We start from the raw sequence: 18,136 nt of genomic DNA on the forward strand, positions 1-18,136 counted from the left end.
AAAGACCGTTCGCGCGGTGAAAAGTGCCTTCAATCGTCGATGGCGTCGTACAGAATGCGCTCGTATTCCCGAGCGAGCGGGAACGGATCTTCCGAGCGCCGCTGGATCATCAAGAGGCCGATCATGTCTTCGACGGGATCGGCAAACCAGCTCGTGCCGAGCGCGCCGGGCCAGCCGAACGAACCCGCCGACCGGTAGCCGGCGGACTGCTGCCGCGCGGGGTCGTCGATGATCGCAAGGCCGAGTCCGAAGCCCTGGCTCTCCCAGACCGGATAGCCGAAGGCGGGAATGCGGCGTTCCTCGGCGGTGAGGAAGTTAGAGCGCATCAGGTCGACCGACTTGTGCGACAGAAGACGCGGACCCTGCGTGCGCTCGGCCGCGTCGCCCTGCAGACGGCCGCGGCCGAGCAGGAGGCGCGCGAAGCGCAGGTAGTCGTCGGCGGTGGAGACGAGGCCGCCCCCGCCGCTCTGAAAGCGCGCGGCATTGATCCAGCGGCTCGACGCCGGATGATCCTCGACGACCAGCTGCCGGTTCGCCGCATCGAACGCGTAGGAGGTCGAGAGGCGCCCGGTCTTGTCGGCGGTCACGATGAAGCCCGTGTCGTGCATGCCGAGCGGCTCGAAGATGCGCGTGCGGAAAAACTCGCCGAGCGGCATGCCCGCTACACGCTGGATCAGCGCGCCGAGCACGTCGGTCGCAATGCCGTAATGCCAGCGCGTGCGCGGCTGGAACATCAGCGGAAGCTCGGCGACGTGTTCGAGCCAGCGGCCGGGGTCGACCATCATGTCGAAGCCGTTGAACACGCGTTCGTAGGCGTCGGCCAGCGCGCCCTCCGCCGTGAAGTGATAGGCGAAACCCGCGCGGTGCGTGAGCAGGTCGAGAAGCGTGATCGGCGCGCGCAGCGGCTCGGTGTGCTCGAGGGGAGCGTCGGGGCTCGTCAGCACGGCGACGTTCGCAAGCTCCGGCAGCCACGCCGACACCGGGCTCTGAAAGTCGAGCAGGCCGTCTTCCACGAGCATCAGCGCGGCGGCGCTCGTCACCGGCTTGGTCATCGACGCGATGCGAAAGAGCGTGTCGCGGGTCATCGGGCTGAGCGTTTCGAGATCGCGCCAGCCGAGCGCATCGGCCTGCGCGATCTCGCCGCGGCGCCAGGTCAGCGTGACGATGCCGGCGACGTCGCCCGATTCGACGAAGCGCTGCATCGCGCCGGTTACGCGGGCGAGCCGCTCTGGATCAAAGCCGGTTTGCTGCATGAATTCTCCTGTTCTTCAGACGCTGAAGCCTTCGAAAGCCCTTGCGGGCTTTCGTTCCTTCGTCCTGGTGAACGGAATGTACCCCGGCCATCGGGCGCGGCGGTGCTGTCGCGCACACAATGCCACACCGCAAGCCGTGCCGCGCGCCGGGCATCAGGCGGGCTACTGCGCCTTGCAGGCGATCAGGAGGCCGTTCTGGCCGTTGTCGGTGGATTGTTCGAGCACGTCGTAGCTCGCGCCCTGGCAGGTGGCGCGCGCGTTCTGCTGACAGAGGGTCCAGCCGCCGTATGCGGGGCACTGGATCAGGGTGGTCGGGCGGCCGTCGGCGGAAAAAAGCGGCGGGGCGCTGCTGCACCCGGTGAGCGCCGAAACCATCGCGAGGAGCGAAACAGTTACGCCGGTTCGTTTGCCGAGATTCATCCCAACCCCTTGTGAACGCTGTTTTTTTTGATTTCGCGAGTATGCCACGCAAAGCTTTCTGCCCAATTGCGGCGATGCGTGTTCACCCCGCGCGTTGCCGCTAAACCTCGATGCCGAGCGCGACGATCTTCTTGTACAGCGTCGCCCGGCCGATGCCGATGCGCTGCGCGGCCTCCGTCACCCGGCCGCCGCTCGCGCGCAACGCATCGGAGAGAAAGCCTTTTTCGAACTGCGCCATCGCGTCGGCGTAGGACGTGAGCGGCTCGGCGCTGCGCGGCTCGTCCTGCGCCGGCGTCTGCGTCTGCACGCCCGCCGATCCGATGAAGGGCGCAAGCGCGCGGGCATCGATGTGCTCGCTGTCCGACAGCATCAGCGCGCGCTCGAGCGTGTTGCGCAGCTCGCGCACGTTGCCGGGCCACGGGCAGGCGCACAGGACCCGCAGCGCGTCGTCCTGCAGCACGAAGTGGCCCGCGTGCCCGGGGCGCGCCTGCGCGGACAGCTCTTCGAGGATCGCGTACGCGAGCGCCTCGATGTCGCCGAGCCGGTCGCGCAGCGGCGGCGCGTGAATCGTCAGCACGTTCAGCCGATAGAAGAGGTCCGCGCGAAAACGGCCCGCGGCGACGAGCGCGGGCAAATCGGCGGACGTCGCCGCGATGATGCGCACGTCCGCGCGCACGATGCGGTTCGAGCCGAGCGGCTCGAACTCCTTGTCCTGCAGCACGCGCAGGAGCTTGCCCTGAAGCGGCAGCGGCATGTCGCCGATCTCGTCGAGAAAGAGCGTGCCGCCGTCCGCCAGCTCGAACTTGCCGACGCGCCCCTTGCGGTCCGCGCCCGTATAGGCGCCCGCCGCCGCGCCGAAGAACTCCACTTCCAGCAGCGTGTCGGGGATCGCCGCGACGTTCACGGTGACGAGCGGGCGCGCGGCGCGCGTGGAGGCGCCGTGGATCGCATGGGCGAGCAGCTCCTTGCCCGTGCCGGTTTCGCCGAGCAGCAGCACCGGCGATTCGACCTGCGCCGCGCGCCGCGCCTGGCGCTTCACTTCGAGGCTCGCCGCGCTCGTGCCGACGAAGCTCGCGAACGTGTATTTCGCGCGCCGGGCCTGCGCGAGCGACTGGCGCGCCGCGATCAGTTCCTGCTGGACGCGCGAGTAATGCGTGAAGAGCGGCGTGAGCGCCTTCATTTCATCGAAGAGCGCGAAGCCGATCGCCCCCACCGTCTGGCCGAGGTCGTCCTTGAGCGGCAGGCGCGTGACGACGAGCGGCTCGCGGTCCGTCTCCAGCACGTCGAGCAGGATCGGCTTGCCGGTCATGACGACTTCGCGCATCAGGCTGTTCGGAATCACCGATTCGCAGTCGCGGCCGATGGCCTGTTCCGGGTCGGAAAAGCCGAAGCGCGCCGCATAACGCTTGTTGATCCACACGACGCGCGCGTCGGCGTCGACGATGAAAGTGCCTTCGCTGAAGTTTTCGAAGGTCTTGAACAGCGACTCCATCGCCCGCCGCAGCACGTCGCTGTAATTGGCGGGCACGTTGGTCCAGTCGTTGTGCATGGGGAGCACGTCTCCGTTAGTCTCTTTATCGAGACAGCATATCTCACCATCGAGACACGCTGCAAGGACTTGCACCACAAACGATCGCGGGCTTCATGACGAAATCCCGATCAGTTCGTTCGTCTCGAATCGTGGACTTTCGGTACAATTTCGCGTCGATCCGCGCCTGCGCGCCCGCGGATTCCGCTTCCGGCCCGGCGCACGGGATATGGCACAAAACCTGCTTTAGGGCACGCCCGGCGCGTCACCTGCCGCGCATCGGGGTTTCCACAAGAAACCCATCCGGCGGCGTCCCCAGAAAAATCATCAACGGAGACTCAATGTCCTTCATCGTCGTGCTCGCCGCCCTGGCGTTTCTCATGCTGGCCGCCTATCGCGGCTACAGCGTCATTCTGTTCGCGCCGATCGCCGCGCTCGGCGCGGTGCTGCTCACCGACCCCTCCGCCGTCGCGCCCGTGTTTTCGGGCATCTTCATGGAGAAGATGGTCGGCTTCGTGAAGCTCTACTTCCCCGTCTTCATGCTCGGCGCGGTGTTCGGCAAGGTGATCGAACTCTCGGGCTTCTCCGAGTCGATCGTCGCCGCGGCGATCCGCTACATCGGCAAGTCGCGGGTGAATGCGGTGATCGTCGCGGTGTGCGCGCTGCTCACCTATGGCGGCGTGTCGCTGTTCGTGGTGGTGTTCGCGGTCTATCCGTTCGCGGCCGAAATGTACCGCCAGAGCAATATTCCGAAGCGCCTGATGCCCGGCGCGATCGCGCTCGGCGCGTTCTCGTTCACGATGGATTCGCTGCCCGGCACGCCGCAGATCCAGAACATCATCCCGACGACGTTCTTCAAGACCACCGGCTGGGCCGCGCCCTGGCTGGGCGTGATCGGCTCGGCGTTCATCATCGTGGTCGGGCTGACGTTCCTCGAATGGCGCCGCCGCTCGGCGATGGCGAAGGGCGAAGGCTACGGCACGTCGCTCGTGAACGAGCCGGAGCGCGTGGAGGCGACGTCGCTGCCGAATCCGCTGCTCGCGATCGCGCCGCTCGTCCTTGTCGGCGTCGCGAACTTCGCGCTGACGAAGCTGATCCCGACCTGGTACGGCACGAGCTACACCGTCCCGCCCGAGGTGCTGCCGGGCGTGCACGCGCCGGTCACGACGTCCGTGAAAACCGTGGTCGCGATCTGGGCTGTCGAGGGCGCGCTGCTGCTCGGCATCGTGCTCGTGCTGCTGACGGCGTTCAACCGCGTGCGCGAGCGTTTCGCCAACGGCACGCGGGCCGCGGTCGCGGGCGCGCTGCTCGCGTCGATGAACACGGCGTCGGAATATGGCTTCGGCGGCGTCATCGCGGCGCTGCCGGGCTTCATCGTGGTGAGCGATGCACTCAAGAGCATTCCGAATCCGCTCGTGAATGCGGCGGTGTCGGTCAGTTCGCTTGCCGGCATCACCGGTTCGGCGTCGGGCGGCATGAGCATCGCGCTCGCGGCGATGTCCGACACCTTCATCAAGGGCGCGGAAGCCGCGCACATCCCGCTGGAAGTGCTGCACCGCGTGGTCGCGATGGCAAGCGGCGGCATGGACACGCTGCCGCACAACGGCGCGGTCATCACGCTGCTCGCGGTCACGGGCCTCACGCACCGCGAGTCGTACCGCGACATCTTCGCCGTCACGATCATCAAGACACTTGCCGTTTTCTTCGTGATTGCGGTCTATTACATGACCGGCCTCGTCTGACGAAACGAACGAAGGCCGCCGGACCTGCCGATCGACAAGACAGGCCGGCGGGCAGCGCTGCCCGCCGGCCGCCAACAACAGGAGACACCGCCTCATGACATCACCCGCATCGAAGCCGCTCGCCGGCAAGACCGCCCTCGTCACCGGCTCGACGAGCGGCATCGGACTCGGCATCGCGACCGCGCTCGCACAGGCGGGCGCCAATCTCGTGCTGAACGGCTTCGGCGACTCGCAGGGCGCGCTCGCGCAGATCGAAGCGATCGGCGTGAAAGCGGCTTACCACGGCGCGGACATGTCGAAGCCCGCCGAAATCGAAGCGATGATCGCCTTCGCAGCCGACACCTTCGGCGCCGTCGACGTGCTCGTGAACAACGCGGGCATCCAGCATGTCGCGACCGTCGATACGTTCCCGGTCGAGCGCTGGGACGCGATCATCGCGATCAACCTGAGCTCCGCATTCCACACGATGCGCGTCGCGCTGCCCGCGATGCGCGAGCGCGGCTGGGGCCGCGTGATCAACATCGCGTCGGTGCACGGGCTCGTCGGATCGGCGGGGAAATCGGCGTACGTGGCGGCAAAGCACGGCATCGTCGGGCTCACGAAGGTCGCGGCGCTGGAAAACGCGCGCACCGGCGTGACCGTCAACGCGATCTGCCCCGGCTTCGTGCTGACGCCGCTCGTGCAGAAACAGATCGACGACCTCGCCGCGCGCGAGTCGCTTTCGCCCGATGCGGCACGCGCGAAGCTGCTGGGGGACAAGCAGCCGTCGGCGCAATTCGTGACGCCGCAGCAGATCGGCGACATGGCCGTGTTCCTCTGCTCGGACGGTGCGGCGGAAATGCGCGGCTCGGCGTTGACCATCGACGGCGGGTGGAGCGCGCAATAAGAAACGTGAAATGAAGCGTGAAATCGGGCTAAAGCCGCTCGTTTACCCGAGCGCTTTAGTCGGATTCCCCTAAAGAATGTGGGGTTAATGTCCGTTATGCCCTTGTGATTCAGGAAAAGCGCGCCGGCCTTCCGGCGCGCCCGAACGAGAAGCAAGGACATACGAATGCGCAATAACCAGCCCGTCACGCAGCACGAATACGCTTTCCCGCCGACGGAGATGCTCGTCTCCGCCACCGATCTCTCCGGCAACATCCAGTATTGCAATCCGGCGTTCATCGCGGTGTCCGGCTTTTCGAAGGACGAACTCGTCGGCCAGCCGCACAATCTCATCCGCCATCCCGACATGCCGCGCGAAGCGTTCGCCGACCTCTGGTCGACGATCCGCGCGGGCCGTTCGTGGACGGCGCTCGTCAAGAACCGCCGCAAGAACGGCGACTACTACTGGGTGCGCGCAAACGTGACGCCCGTGATCGAGCACGGCAAGGCGGTCGGCTTTCTCAGCGTGCGCGTGAAGCCCGAACGCGGCGAAGTGCGCGCGGCCGAGGCGCTCTACGCGCAGATGCGCGCAGGCACGCTGCGCTCGCACCGGCTGCAGCAGGGCGCGCTCGTGCGCACGGGCATCGCGCGCAGGCTCGCGGCGCTCGGACGCATGCCGCTCGCCGCGCGCATTGCCGCCGGCTATGCGGCCGGGCCGCTCGCGCTTTGCGTTGCGGGCCTCGCCGCCTGGCGCGGCGCGCCGCCGCTGCCATTCTGGATCGCGGCCGGTGCGAGCGTCGCGGCCGGCGCGTGCGCCTGGGCGTCGCTCGCGCGCCGGATCGAGACGCCGGTGCGCGCGATGTCGGGCTTCGCCGCGCGCATGGCCGCGGGCGACCTCTCCGTCGAGATGCCGCCCGGCCACCACGACGATCTCGGCGACGTGCAGCGCGCGCTCAACCAGCTGAAGGCAAATCTCGCGGCGATCGTCTTCGATGTACGCGGCCAGATCGGCGGAGTGCTCGACGCGGCCCGCGAAATTTCCAGCGGCAACACGGACCTGTCGCGGCGCACCGAATTGCAGGCGGCGTCGCTCGAAGAGACCGCCGCCACGATGGACCAGCTCACCACCACCGTGCAGGGCAACGCCGAAGCGAGCGAGCGGGCGCTCGAACTCGTGCGCGAAGCGCAAGCCGCAGCCGGCGACGGCGGCCGCATCGCGAGCCAGGTCGAGCAGACGATGGCGGGCATCACGGCGGCGTCGCGGCGCATTGCGGACATCACGGACGTGATCGACGGCATTGCGTTCCAGACCAACATCCTCGCGCTCAACGCCGCCGTCGAAGCCGCGCGGGCCGGCGAGGCCGGGCGCTCGTTCGCCGTCGTCGCGAGCGAGGTGCGCAATCTGGCGCAGCGCTCGGCGGCGTCGGCGAAGGAAATCGAAGGCGTCGTGGCGGCCAGCGTCGCGCAGATCACGGAAGGCACGCACCTCGTTGCGCGCACGACGAGCCAGATGCGCACGATCGACGCGGCGGTCCACCGCGTGTCGGAGATCATCCTCGAAGTGGCGAAGGCGAGCAGCGAGCAGGCCGAGGGCATCCGGCAGGTGAACCAGGCGGTCGCCCATCTCGACGACTCCACGCAGCAGAACGCCGCGCTCGTCGAGCAGGCGGCAGCCACGGCGCAGCGTCTCGAAGAGCAGGCGGGCGTGCTGGACGAGGCCGTGCGACTTTTCACGGTGGCCGCGCCCCGGTCCGCGACAGCGACGTGACGCCGGCGCCATCGCCGCTTGGTACTATCGGAGCATTGCCACAGAGGAGCCTTCGATGAGCGCCGAAAATAATCGCGTGGAAGAAGCGCGAGCGATGGAACGGATCGTCAATGCAACGCGGCAGGTGCAGACCGCCTTCACGGCGCTCCAGGCGCACTTCCCGCCGCAGGGCGACGGCCGGCCGTCGCAGATCGCGCTGCAGACCTTCGACACCGCGCTGCAGGAACTCGAAGAAGCGCAGGCCGCCTTCGACACCATGCTGAACGACCTCTTCGACGGCAACCGCTGACCGGCGTTTTCACGTGCGCTTGCGTGGCGCCAAAGCTTGCGTGCGTTTGCGCGCCGTTTGCGCGGTCAGGCGTTTCGCAGTTCGGCGACCGCGGTCGCGTCGTCCAGCTTGCCGCCCTCGACGGCCTCGCCGTCCGGCGGATTGAGCCCGGTCCACGACACGCCGTCGTTCGACTGGCGGCGCGCGGCGCCGACGCAGGCGTCGACGAGTTCCCTGAACGTCGTCGCTCCCGACATGGTCTGCACGAGCGCCTCGCCTTGCAGCGTCGCGTCGCGGTCGACGAGCCCGGCGATCAGGTCGGCCGCCGGCGCGCGCTGGTGCAGGCGTCGCAGCAGGTTGCGCAGATAAGGCGGCAGCTCAGCGGCGTCGAATGAAACGACGCAGATGATCGACACGCCCGCCAGATCGACTTCGCCGATACGGTGGCGCGAAAAGCGCGCGTAAGGCGCGAAATCGGCCGCGAGGCCGTGCTTCCTGAACAGCTGGACCGCGATGGCGGCGGCGAGGTCGTCGAGTTCGGCGCGCCCCGCGATGCACAGCACCGACGCCGTATGGCCTTCCGCGGCGGCATCGAAGCGCGCGGGCGGCAACTCGTGGAAGACGCCCGCCTGATCGTCCGTCATGTCGAGCGCCGCGGGCGGCGCCTCGTGGGGCCCGGGAGCCTCGGCCAGATCCTCGGCGTCCTCGAGCCCCTCGACGATATCCAGCGCCGCCTCGTTGATCCGCCGCAACTGGTCCGCCGTCACGACCCCGCGCAGCACGTCGCTGTGCGCGAGCCGCAGGCCTTCGAGCGCCACTTCGTCGTAGTAAGCGGTGAGCGAGCGGTCCTTCAGCAGCGTTTCCGCCTGTACGAGCGCCTCGTCGGGATCGTTCGCCAGAAGCCGCTGGTAGAAGTTCTCCGCCGGCGTGAGCGCCGGACGGTCGCCGAACAGCACGTCGAGGAATTCGAGCCGGTCCACGTGGCGGCCCAGGATCACGAGGCACAGCGTGAGCGGCGTCGAGAGCACGAGGCCGATCGGCCCCCAGATCCAGCTCCAGAAGATCGCCGCGACGATCACCGCGAACGGCGAGAGCCCCGTGCTGTGGCCGTAGAGCAGCGGTTCGACGACCTGCCCCGCGAGCACGTCGGTCACGGCGAAGAGCGCGGCCGTCCAGATCAGCATGGTCCAGCCGGGGCCGACGGCGGCGGCGAACACCACCACGATCAGCGCGGCGATCCACGTGCCGACGTATGGCACGAAGCGCAAGAGCGCGGTCAGCACGCCGAACAGCAGCGCGCCCGGCACGCCGATGATCGCGAGCCCGATCGATATCACGATCCCCACGCCGGCGTTGATCGCGAGCTGCGCGAGAAAGTAGCGCGAAAGCCGCCGCGCGGCCTCGTCCATCGCCGTGGTGGCGCGGTGCAGGTCGCGCGAGCCGAACAGGCGGATCAGCCGGTCGCGCAGGTCCTCGCGCTGCAGCAGGATGAAGATGGCGACCACGAGCACGATGCCGGTGGTTTCCAGCGGACTGATGACGGGCGACAGGAACCGCTGCGCAAGCTCCAGCGGCGACGGCGACGGCTCGTGCACCTCGACGGGCATCGGCGTGTCGATGGGCGACACGGTCTGGTCGTTCTCGTCCTTGCGCGCTTCCTGCTCGCGCGCGGGCGACAGGCGCTTCAACGCCCGCGATGCCTTGCCGAGATATTCGTCCGCGCGGCCGATCGTCACTTTCTGCACGCTTTCGATCTTGCGCTCGACCGCCACCTGGTACTTCGGCAGGTCGCCGGCCAGTTGCGCGACCTGCGCGCCGATCAGCGCGCCGGTGGCCGTGAGCACCGACAGCGCGACCAGCACCGCCACGATCACCGAGGGCACCTGGCCGAACCTGAACCGCCGCAGGAAATCGACGAACGGCGCGAGCAGGAAGCTCAGCAGCACGGCGAGGATGATCGGAATCATCACGGCGCGGCCGAAATAGAGCGCGCAGATCACCACGACGCCGGTAATCAGCGACGTGAGCGCCCGCAAGCCGGGCGCGTCGGGCGGCAGAACCTTGGGCGTCGGCCTGCGGGGGCCGGTCTGTTGCGGCATGGAAGCGGTTCTCTCAGAGGAGGCACGGGCGGGTCGCCCGAGGGATGGAGCAAGGCGTGTGCCATCGGCACGCGAATGGCAACGGATTCACGATCTGGCGGCGCATCCCGTGCACCGGATGCGCGTGCGCCAGCCTTGAGGTGAGTGTATGCGGGAGCCGAACGGTGAGGCAATACGGGAAGCGATGCTAACCGGGCCAGCGTGCGGCAACGATGCTGCGAATCCGGCTCGCCATCGATTCCAGCGTGAACGGCTTCGTGATCATTTCCATGCCGGTATCGAGAAATCCGTTGCCGCGCGCCGCCGCTTCCGCGTAGCCGGTCATGAACAGCACCTTGAGCCCGGGGCGCGTGGCGCGTGCCGCGTCGGCGAGCTGGCGGCCATTCAGGCCCGGCAGGCCGACATCGGTGACGAGCAGGTCGATGCGCGCCGGCGAATTGAGCACGGCGAGCCCCGACGGGCCGTCGACGGCTTCCATCACCTCGTAGTCCAGATCGCGCAGGATCTCGCACACGAGTTCGCGCACCGCGGGATCGTCTTCCACGACCAGAATCGCCTGCCGCCCGGACGCGCGGTGCGCCTCCGTCAGCTCGCCGGCGATTTCCAGCACCTGCGCGCCACCCTGATGGCGCGGCAGGTAGAGCCGCACCGTCGTGCCGAGGCCGGGTTCGCTTTCGATCGTCGCGACCCCGCCCGACTGCTTCGCGAACCCGTACGCCATCGAAAGGCCGAGCCCCGTGCCCTGCCCGAGCGGCTTGGTGGTATAGAACGGGTCGAAGGCGCGCTCCTTTACGTCGTCGGTCATGCCGCCGCCCGTATCCGACACCGACACGACCACATACGACCCCGGCACCACGTCCGGATGACGCGCGGCGAAATCCGCGCCGAGTTCGGCGTTGTCGGTTTCGAGCGTGAGCTGCCCGCCGTCGGGCATCGCGTCGCGGGCGTTGATCGCGAAATTGAGCAGCGCGTTTTCGAGCTGATTGGTGTCGCAACGGGTGAGCCATAGATGATCGTTGCGGATCACCTTCACTTCGATCGCCTCGCCCATGGTCCGGCGCAGCAGGTCGTCTATCGAGTGCAGCAGTTCGTCGGCGTTGACGGGCCTGGGGTCGAGCGGCTGGCGGCGCGAAAACGCCAGCAGCCGGTGGGTGAGCGACGCCGCGCGATTGGCCGCACCCATCGCCATCGTGACGAAACGGTCGATTTCGTCGGTGCGGCCAAGCTGCACGAAGCGGCGAATCAGTTCGAGCGGCCCGGTGATGCCTTGCAGCAGATTGTTGAAATCGTGCGCGATGCCGCCCGTCAGCTGCCCGAGCGCTTCCATCTTCTGCGCCTGCCTCAGTGCTTCCTCGGTCTGCCGCAACGCGCGCTGCGTCTCCCTCTCCCGCGTGACGTCCCGGCCGCTGCCGTAGAGCGCGTCGCCTTCGGGTGACGCCACCCACGACACCCAGCGGTACGACCCGTCCTTGTGCCGGTTGCGGTTCTCGAAGCGCGTGAGACCCGCATCGACCGCCGCGTGGAGCGCCGCGCGCGTCGCCTCGGCGTCCTCGGGATGCACGATGTCCTCGAACGAGCGGCCGATCAGCTCGTCCTCGCGGAAGCCGAGAATCGACGTCCACGCCGGATTGACCGCGCGCAGCACGCCGTCTTCGCTCGTCACGATGAACAGGTCGCGCGAATTGCGCCAGATGCTGTCACGCTCGCGCGTGCGCGCCTCGACTTCGGCGGCGAGCGAATCGTTCAGACGCCTGAGTTCGGTTTCGCTCACGCGCAACCGCGCCTCGACGCGCTTGTGGTCCGTAATGTCATACGACACGCCGAGATAGCGCGTGCCGAGCGTGCCGCCGTCGATCGCCTCGCCGCGGCGGCCCATCCAGCGCTCCTCGCCGTTGTCCGGACGGCGAATCCGGTATTCGAAGTATTCGAGCGCGCCGTTCGGGATCTCCCGGTTGCCCGTGAGCAGGCGGGTGCGGTCCTGCGGATGAATCAGCGCCATCAGGTCGGCGATGTCGAACTCGGGCTGCGTCGGCAGGCCCCACTGGTGGCAGAACTCCTCCGACACCGCGATGCGCCCGCGCTCCGGGAAAATCTCGAACGTGCCGATGCGTCCCGCCTGCTGCGCAATGCGCAGCCGCTCCTCGCTTTCGCGCAGCGCGCGGTCGCTCTTGTAGCGCTCGATGGCGAGCGCCGTCACGCTCGCGACGAACGCGATTTCCTCCAGGTCGTCGTTCGACGGGCTCTTCGGGATCGGATAGTAGTTGGCGAAGGTCCCGAGCACGCTGCCGTCGGCGGCGCGAATCGGCATCGACCAGCAGGCGCGCAGCCCGTGGCCGAGGGCGAGATCGCGAAACGGTTCCCAGAGCGGATCGGTCTCGATGTCGTCGACGATCACGGGCACCGCGTTGTATGCCGCCGCGCCGCAGGAACCGGCCATCGGGCCGAACTCGACGCCGTCGATCGCGTCGTTGTAGCTCGCGGGCAGGCTCGGGGCGGCGCCGTGAACGAGGCATTTGCCGCTCGGGTCGACGAGCAGGATCGACGCATACATGCGCTCGTCCGAGAGCGCCTCGACGCGATGAATGACGTGTTCGAGCACTTCGTGAAGCGGCATGCCTGCCACGACGCGGCCGAGCACCGCGCGCTCGAATTCGAGCTGGCTCAACGTTGAAAAAACGAGTGGTCGCCGCATGTTATGGAAGACGAGGACGCGCAGCCGGCGCGCGGCAGTTCGAATGCGCAACGAGATGCGGGCATCTTAGCATCCGGCAAAACGCGCGCCTCTATCGCTGCAATTGAAAGAATCAGTTTGATGCGCGGGCACGCGCCGTGCGAGATTGGAAGCCCCGGAGCGCGCCGCCGCCCATGTTTTCCTGGAATTGCCATGTCCGTTGAATCGCCGTGTATCAGCATCTGCAAGTTCGACGAGAAGACGGGCCTGTGCATCGGGTGTCTGCGCACGAAAGACGAATGCAAGCAATGGAAGAAGCTGAAGGACAAGCACCGTAGACGGATCATCGACGAACGACCGAAACGCAAGGCGAAGCTGAAGAAACACGGGAAATAGGACGCGCACGCGGGACAAAGGCTCGACTTGCCGCAGCAGCGGGCGCTGATCGCCTAGACTGGTTCTATGCGCCCGTGTCGCGGCCGCATCGAAGACAACGACGCGCGCGTGGATGGACACGATACTCGAACCACTCCGGGAGTTCAGACATGAACGCTATCGTCCGCGCGGGCGTTGCCGTATCGATGGGCGCCGCGCTCTGGATCGTGTCGGAAGCCGCCGCGGCGCAGCCGGCGCGCCCGAGCGCCGAAACCGACATGTATGCGCCCGCCAACAGCACGAAGCTGATGCCGGACGCGGCGCTCGGCAGCCAGTACCCGACGCACGGCAACCAGCAGGCCGGCGAACTGAACCTCAATCCGAGCGACCCGCGCGCCCAGCTGGTGAACGGCCTGCCGAACAACGCGCTGAGCGGCGGCTACGGCTCGCCGCTCGCGGGAAACAAGGCCAACGTGAAACAGGCCGTGCCGCCGGGCGAGTGACGCCGCGCGTCACTCGCTGCCGGTCAGGCGGTCGACGAGCGCGCGCGCGAACGGCGGCAGGTCCTTCAGGCTGCGCACGCAGATTTTCAGCTTGCGCTCGGCCCAGGCGTCGTTGAGTCCGACGATCGCGATCTTCAGCGTCTTCGCATGCCGCACCGCGACCGATTCGGGAACGATGCCGATGCCGACACCCGATTCGATCATCCGGCACGCCGCCTCGAAATTGCCTACCTGGATGCGCAGCTTGAGGCGCGCGCCGAGCGCGTCGGCGGCGCTCGTCACGAATGCGTGGATCGCACTCGACGTCGGCAGGCCGACGAAGTTGTCGGCGAGCGTCTGCGCGAAATCCACCGACTTCCCGGCCGCCAGCCGGTGATCCTGCGACGTGACGAGCACGAGGCGGTCGTCGCGGTACGGCAGCATCTCCAGATGATCGGCGTGCACGTTGCCGGCCACGATACCGATATCCGTCGCGCTTTCCGCCACGCCCCTGACGATCTCGCCGCTCAGCACTTCGCGCAGGTCGATGTTGATGTCGGGATGATCGCGCAGGAAGCCGCTCAGCACGGCGGGCAGGAATTCGCTGATCGCGGTGGTGTTCGCCCAGATGCGCACGTGGCCCTTGATGCCGTCGCCGTATTCCTGCATGTCGCCCGCGAGATGCTCGACGCGTTCGAGCACGAGCCGCGCGTGGTGCACGAACGCTTCGCCCGCGGGCGTGAGAGTCATGCCCTGGCTCGTGCGGTAGAGGAGCTTGAAGCCGAGGCCCTCTTCGAGATTCTTCACGCGATTGCTCGCCGCCGGCGCGGACAGATGGCAGCGTTCGGCGGCGCGCGCGAGGTTTTTCGTGTCCGAGAGGGTGACCATGAGCGTCAGGTCGACGAAATCGAAATGCATGGCGAGAACGGGTGGGATTCGGGGATGCTCGGACCACAATCTTAACGGCCCGTGAAGCAGATCACCGAAAAGCCCGCGGCTCGCGGGTCCCGCCGCGCCCGTCATGGTCGCCGCGTCACGTATTGCCCGCGCCACCCGCGATGCGCCGGGCCTTGAGGATGACCGGCATGTCGACCATCTTTCCGTCGACGGCGACCGCCGCGCCGCCGCTTTGCGCGACCGCGGCGAGCACGCGCGCCGCCCACGCCTCGTCCGCCTCGCTCCACGCATACGCGCGATGCACCGCGTCGATCTGCTTCGGATGGATGCAGAGCTTCGCGCCGAAGCCCAGGCGGCGGGCGCGCCGGGCGTCGGCTTCGATCGCGGCGGGGTCGTCGATCACGGTCGAAACGCCGTCCACCGGCGCGGCGATGCCCGCAAGCCGCGACGCAAGCACGATCTGCGAGCGGAACATCAGCAGTTCCTCGCCGTCGCCTTCGATGTTCAGGTCGATCTGGAAGTCGAGCGTGCCGAACACGATGCGCTCCACGCGCGGCGCGGCGGCAAGCGCATCGAGCCCGGCAAAGCCGCGCGCCGTCTCGACGATCGGCAGCACCGTGAGCCCCGCGTGCGCGCGCGCGAGCACCGCGTCGACCTGCTCGCGCGTCTCGGCCTTCGGCAGCACGATCCCCGCGACGCCGGGATGCGCGGCGAGCGCGGCGATGTCGTCGGCGAACCAGGGCGTGTCCGCGCTGTTGATGCGCACGAACGCGGGCCGCGACGCGTGCGCGTGCGCCAGCACGGCATCGCGCGCCGCGGGTTTCTGAGCCGGCTGCACGGCGTCTTCGAGATCGAGGATCACCGCGTCCGCACCGGCTGCGCGCGCCTTCTCGAAGCGTTCCGCGCGATTGCCCGGCACGAAGAGATAGGAGCGCGGGCTCATGCGAACTGCGCCGCCCGGAAGACCGATCCCACGCGCTCCTGCGAGGCGATCTGCCATGCCTCGTCGATGAGCGCCGAGGCTTCTTCCCCGGACGCCGCGCCCGAGAACGCCGCGAGCCTGCGCAGCTTGGTCGCGATCTCGTCGCGCGAGAGCGTGTTGCCCGGATCGCCCTTCGGCTCGTCCACGCGGCCCGACAGCACGCGGCCGTCGCGCGTCGTGACCGTCACCTTGCCGATCCAGCGCGCGGGGTACGCGCGGTCGACTTCATCGTCGAGCGCCATCTCCACCCGGTCGCGGAACGCCACGATCGGCTCGCTCGCGAAGTACTGCTCGAACTCGGTCACGCCCGCGTAGCCGTAATGCGCGACCAGGCCGAGCACCGTGCCCATGTTGAACTTCGCCTGATGAACCGTCACCGGATTCGTGACGGCGCCGAGCACGTCAATCGCGCCCTGATGCACCTGCGCCGTCACATGCCCGATGTCCTCCGGCGCGAGCCGGTGCTGCGCGACGACGGCAAGCAGCGCGTCCGCGGCGGGGTGCGTGTGGCGGCACGCCGCGTGGTACTTGAACGAGGTCTCGACGGTCGCCCAGCGCTCGCCCAGCCGGTCGACGAGCCGCGCCGGGTCGGCATCGCTCGACATGCCCGCCGCCATCCCCTTCGCGCCTTCGAGGATGTGCGTCGCGCCCTTGAAGCCGTCGGCGGCGAGTTGCGCCGCCATCAGGCCGTTCGCGGCGGCCATCGCGGTGTGCAGCTGCTTCGAATCGGCGGCGTCGCGCAGGAACTCCCACAGGCCGCTCGCCTGCGTGCCCGCCGAGCCGAACGCGTCGAGCATCTGCAGCGGCGAGAGGCCGAGCAGACGGCCCGCCGTCGCGGCGGCGGCGACCGTGCCGGCCGTGCCCGTCGTGTGAAAGACCTTGTAGTGCGAGCGGCCGAGAAACTCGCCGATGCGGATGCCCGTTTCGTAGCCCGCCACGGCGGCCGCGATGAAGTCGCGGCCCGACGCGCCCGTGGCCTGCGCGAGCGCGAGCGCGACCGGGAACACGACCGCCGCCGGATGGAACACGGCGCCGTTGTGCACGTCGTCCTGCTCGACGAAGTGCGACGCCGCGCCGTTCACCATCGCGGCGAAATAGGGCGTCGCGCGCGAGCGGTCGGTCAGGATCTCGGCGTCGCCGCCGCCGGGCGCGCCCGCATTGCGCGCGAAGCGCGCGATGCTCTCGACGGGCCGCGCGCCCTTGCCCGCGAGCGCGGAGCCGAGCCAGTCGACGTACAGGTTGACGGTGCGCTCGACGACCGCGCCCGGAATGTCGGAGAACCGCAGTTGCGAGGCGAAGGTGGCAAGGGTCTGGCTGGGATGATCGGTCATGATGATGGAGGGTTCAGATGGTTCCGGCCGCGCGCAGCGCGGCGATATGCGTCGGCTCGTAGCCGAGCTCCTGAAGGATCGCGTCGGTGTGCTCCCCGAGCGCGGGCACCGGGTCCATGCGCGGCTCGACGCCCGACGGCATGCCCGGCGGCAGCAGCGAGGGCACCGTGCCCGCGGACGTGCCCATCGAGATGCCCACCTCGCGCCAGCGCTCGCGCGCCGCAAGCTGCGGGTGCGCCCATACGTCGGCAAGCGTATTCATCTGCGCATTGGCGATGCCGGCCTTGTCCAGCCGCTCGATCACCTGCGCCGCGCTCATGCCCGCGAACGCGCCGACGATCACGTCGCGCAACGCATCGCGTGCCTCGCTTCGCTTCGAATTCGACGCGAAGCGCGGATCGCTCGCGAGCCCCGGCTGCTCCAGCACGGTTTCACAAAAGAGCTTCCATTCGCGTTCGTTCTGCAGGCCGAGCATCACGACCTTGCCATCGCCGGCGGGAAACGGGCCGTACGGATAGATGGTGGCGTGCGATGCGCCGGCAAGCGGGGGCGGGTTCTGGCCGTCGATGGCGTAGTACATCGGATAGCCCATCCACTCGACCATGCTCTCCAGCATCGACACGTCGATGCGGCTGCCCCGGCCCGTACGCCCGCGCAGCAGCAATGCGCTGAGGATGCTCGAATACGCGTACATGCCCGCGGCGATATCCGCGATCGAGCAGCCCGCCTTGGCGGGCGCGCCGGGCGAACCCGTGATCGAGAGAAAGCCCGATTCGCTCTGGATCAGCAGGTCGTAGGCCTTCTTGTCGCGATACGGGCCGTTCGCGCCGTAGCCGGAAATGTCGCAGACGATCAGCTTCGGGTGCGTCGCGCTCAGCGCGTCGTAGCCGAGCCCGAGCCGCTCGGCCGCGCCCGGCGCGAGATTCTGCACGAGCACGTCCGCGTCGGCGAGCAACGCGTCGAGGATCTTCGCGGCCTCGGGCTGCTTCACGTCGAGCGATAGGCTCTCCTTCGAACGGTTCGTCCACACGAAATGCGACGCGAGCCCGTGCACGCGCTCGTCGTATCCGCGCGCGAAGTCGCCGCTGCCGGGACGCTCCACCTTGATGACGCGCGCACCGAGATCGGCGAGCTGGCGCGTGCAGAAAGGCGCCGCGATCGCGTGTTCGAGCGTGATGACCTTGATGCCGTCGAGTGGTCTCGTCATGGCTCGCCTCAGAACGAACGCGGCAAACCGAGGATGTGCTCGGCCACGTAGGACAGGATCAGGTTGGTCGAGATCGGCGCCACCTGATACAGACGCGTCTCGCGGAACTTGCGCTCGACGTCGTATTCCGAAGCGAACCCAAAGCCGCCGTGAAACTGCAGGCACGCGTTCGCCGCTTCCCACGACGCATCCGCGGCCAGAAGCTTCGCCATGTTCGCCTGGGCGCCGCACGGCTCGTGCGCGTCGAAG

Annotated in this window: 16 protein-coding genes; 6 read left to right on the top strand and 10 right to left on the bottom strand. The window is 68.1% G+C overall.

Annotation, left to right across the window (positions count from 1 at the left end; translation table 11 throughout):
• Positions 1-29 precede the first annotated feature (29 nt).
• From BG61_RS05315 to BG61_RS05325, 3 genes are all read right to left on the bottom strand, one after another.
• The gene (locus BG61_RS05315) at positions 30-1,253 is read right to left on the bottom strand and encodes a serine hydrolase domain-containing protein (protein ID WP_035929199.1); all 1,224 of its coding nucleotides are present in this window, start codon (positions 1,251-1,253) and stop codon (positions 30-32) included.
• Between the two features lie 162 nt (positions 1,254-1,415).
• Positions 1,416-1,673 (bottom strand): hypothetical protein, encoded by a 258-nt coding sequence (locus BG61_RS05320; RefSeq protein ID WP_051672289.1) that lies wholly within the window; start codon positions 1,671-1,673, stop codon positions 1,416-1,418.
• A gap of 100 nt (positions 1,674-1,773) precedes the next feature.
• Positions 1,774-3,222, bottom strand: coding sequence for a sigma-54 interaction domain-containing protein (locus BG61_RS05325; protein ID WP_035929202.1), 1,449 nt, complete (start codon positions 3,220-3,222; stop codon positions 1,774-1,776).
• Between the two features lie 320 nt (positions 3,223-3,542).
• Between BG61_RS05325 and BG61_RS05330 the strand changes: the two genes are divergently transcribed.
• From BG61_RS05330 to BG61_RS05345, 4 genes are all read left to right on the top strand, one after another.
• Positions 3,543-4,943 carry a GntP family permease gene (locus tag BG61_RS05330; protein ID WP_035929204.1) on the top strand — a complete coding sequence of 467 codons (1,401 nt, stop codon included), beginning with the start codon at positions 3,543-3,545 and terminating at the stop codon, positions 4,941-4,943.
• A 94-nt stretch (positions 4,944-5,037) separates the two neighbouring features.
• Positions 5,038-5,829, top strand: coding sequence for a 3-hydroxybutyrate dehydrogenase (locus tag BG61_RS05335; RefSeq protein ID WP_035929207.1), 792 nt, complete (start codon positions 5,038-5,040; stop codon positions 5,827-5,829).
• Positions 5,830-5,994: 165 nt separating this feature from the next.
• Complete coding sequence (locus tag BG61_RS05340) at positions 5,995-7,575, top strand: methyl-accepting chemotaxis protein (RefSeq protein WP_035941589.1); 1,581 nt, start codon at positions 5,995-5,997, stop codon at positions 7,573-7,575.
• A gap of 55 nt (positions 7,576-7,630) precedes the next feature.
• Entirely contained in the window at positions 7,631-7,864 is a 234-nt protein-coding gene (locus BG61_RS05345) for a hypothetical protein (protein WP_035929211.1), read from the top strand.
• Between the two features lie 65 nt (positions 7,865-7,929).
• Here the strand turns inward: BG61_RS05345 and BG61_RS05350 are convergent, their stop codons facing one another.
• Both BG61_RS05350 and BG61_RS05355 read right to left on the bottom strand, forming a co-directional pair.
• Positions 7,930-9,942 (bottom strand): AI-2E family transporter, encoded by a 2,013-nt coding sequence (locus BG61_RS05350; protein WP_081867983.1) that lies wholly within the window; start codon positions 9,940-9,942, stop codon positions 7,930-7,932.
• 187 nt (positions 9,943-10,129) lie between these two features.
• Positions 10,130-12,607, bottom strand: a complete 2,478-nt coding sequence (locus BG61_RS05355; RefSeq protein ID WP_051672290.1) for a PAS domain-containing protein — start codon at positions 12,605-12,607, stop codon at positions 10,130-10,132.
• 219 nt (positions 12,608-12,826) lie between these two features.
• Here BG61_RS05355 and BG61_RS05360 point away from each other — a divergent pair, with 219 nt between their 5' ends.
• Positions 12,827-13,009: a DUF1289 domain-containing protein gene (locus BG61_RS05360; RefSeq protein WP_035929214.1), complete on the top strand. Its 183-nt coding sequence runs from the start codon at positions 12,827-12,829 to the stop codon at positions 13,007-13,009.
• 149 nt (positions 13,010-13,158) lie between these two features.
• Positions 13,159-13,491 (top strand): hypothetical protein, encoded by a 333-nt coding sequence (locus BG61_RS05365; RefSeq protein ID WP_035929216.1) that lies wholly within the window; start codon positions 13,159-13,161, stop codon positions 13,489-13,491.
• Between the two features lie 9 nt (positions 13,492-13,500).
• Here the strand turns inward: BG61_RS05365 and BG61_RS05370 are convergent, their stop codons facing one another.
• The 5 genes from BG61_RS05370 to BG61_RS05390 all read right to left on the bottom strand — a co-directional run.
• Positions 13,501-14,388, bottom strand: coding sequence for a LysR family transcriptional regulator (locus tag BG61_RS05370; protein ID WP_035929219.1), 888 nt, complete (start codon positions 14,386-14,388; stop codon positions 13,501-13,503).
• Between the two features lie 115 nt (positions 14,389-14,503).
• Positions 14,504-15,310: an HpcH/HpaI aldolase/citrate lyase family protein gene (locus BG61_RS05375; RefSeq protein WP_035929222.1), complete on the bottom strand. Its 807-nt coding sequence runs from the start codon at positions 15,308-15,310 to the stop codon at positions 14,504-14,506.
• Positions 15,307-16,680 carry an MmgE/PrpD family protein gene (locus BG61_RS05380; protein WP_035929225.1) on the bottom strand — a complete coding sequence of 458 codons (1,374 nt, stop codon included), beginning with the start codon at positions 16,678-16,680 and terminating at the stop codon, positions 15,307-15,309. Before BG61_RS05380 ends, BG61_RS05375 begins: the two co-directional genes overlap by 4 nt.
• 13 nt (positions 16,681-16,693) lie before the next feature.
• Positions 16,694-17,887 carry a CaiB/BaiF CoA transferase family protein gene (locus BG61_RS05385; protein ID WP_035929228.1) on the bottom strand — a complete coding sequence of 398 codons (1,194 nt, stop codon included), beginning with the start codon at positions 17,885-17,887 and terminating at the stop codon, positions 16,694-16,696.
• An 8-nt stretch (positions 17,888-17,895) separates the two neighbouring features.
• The coding region (locus BG61_RS05390) for an acyl-CoA dehydrogenase family protein (protein ID WP_035941591.1) at positions 17,896-18,136 on the bottom strand (241 nt) is incomplete at its 5' end.

Source organism: Caballeronia glathei (assembly GCF_000698595.1).
Lineage (GTDB): Bacteria > Pseudomonadota > Gammaproteobacteria > Burkholderiales > Burkholderiaceae > Caballeronia > Caballeronia glathei.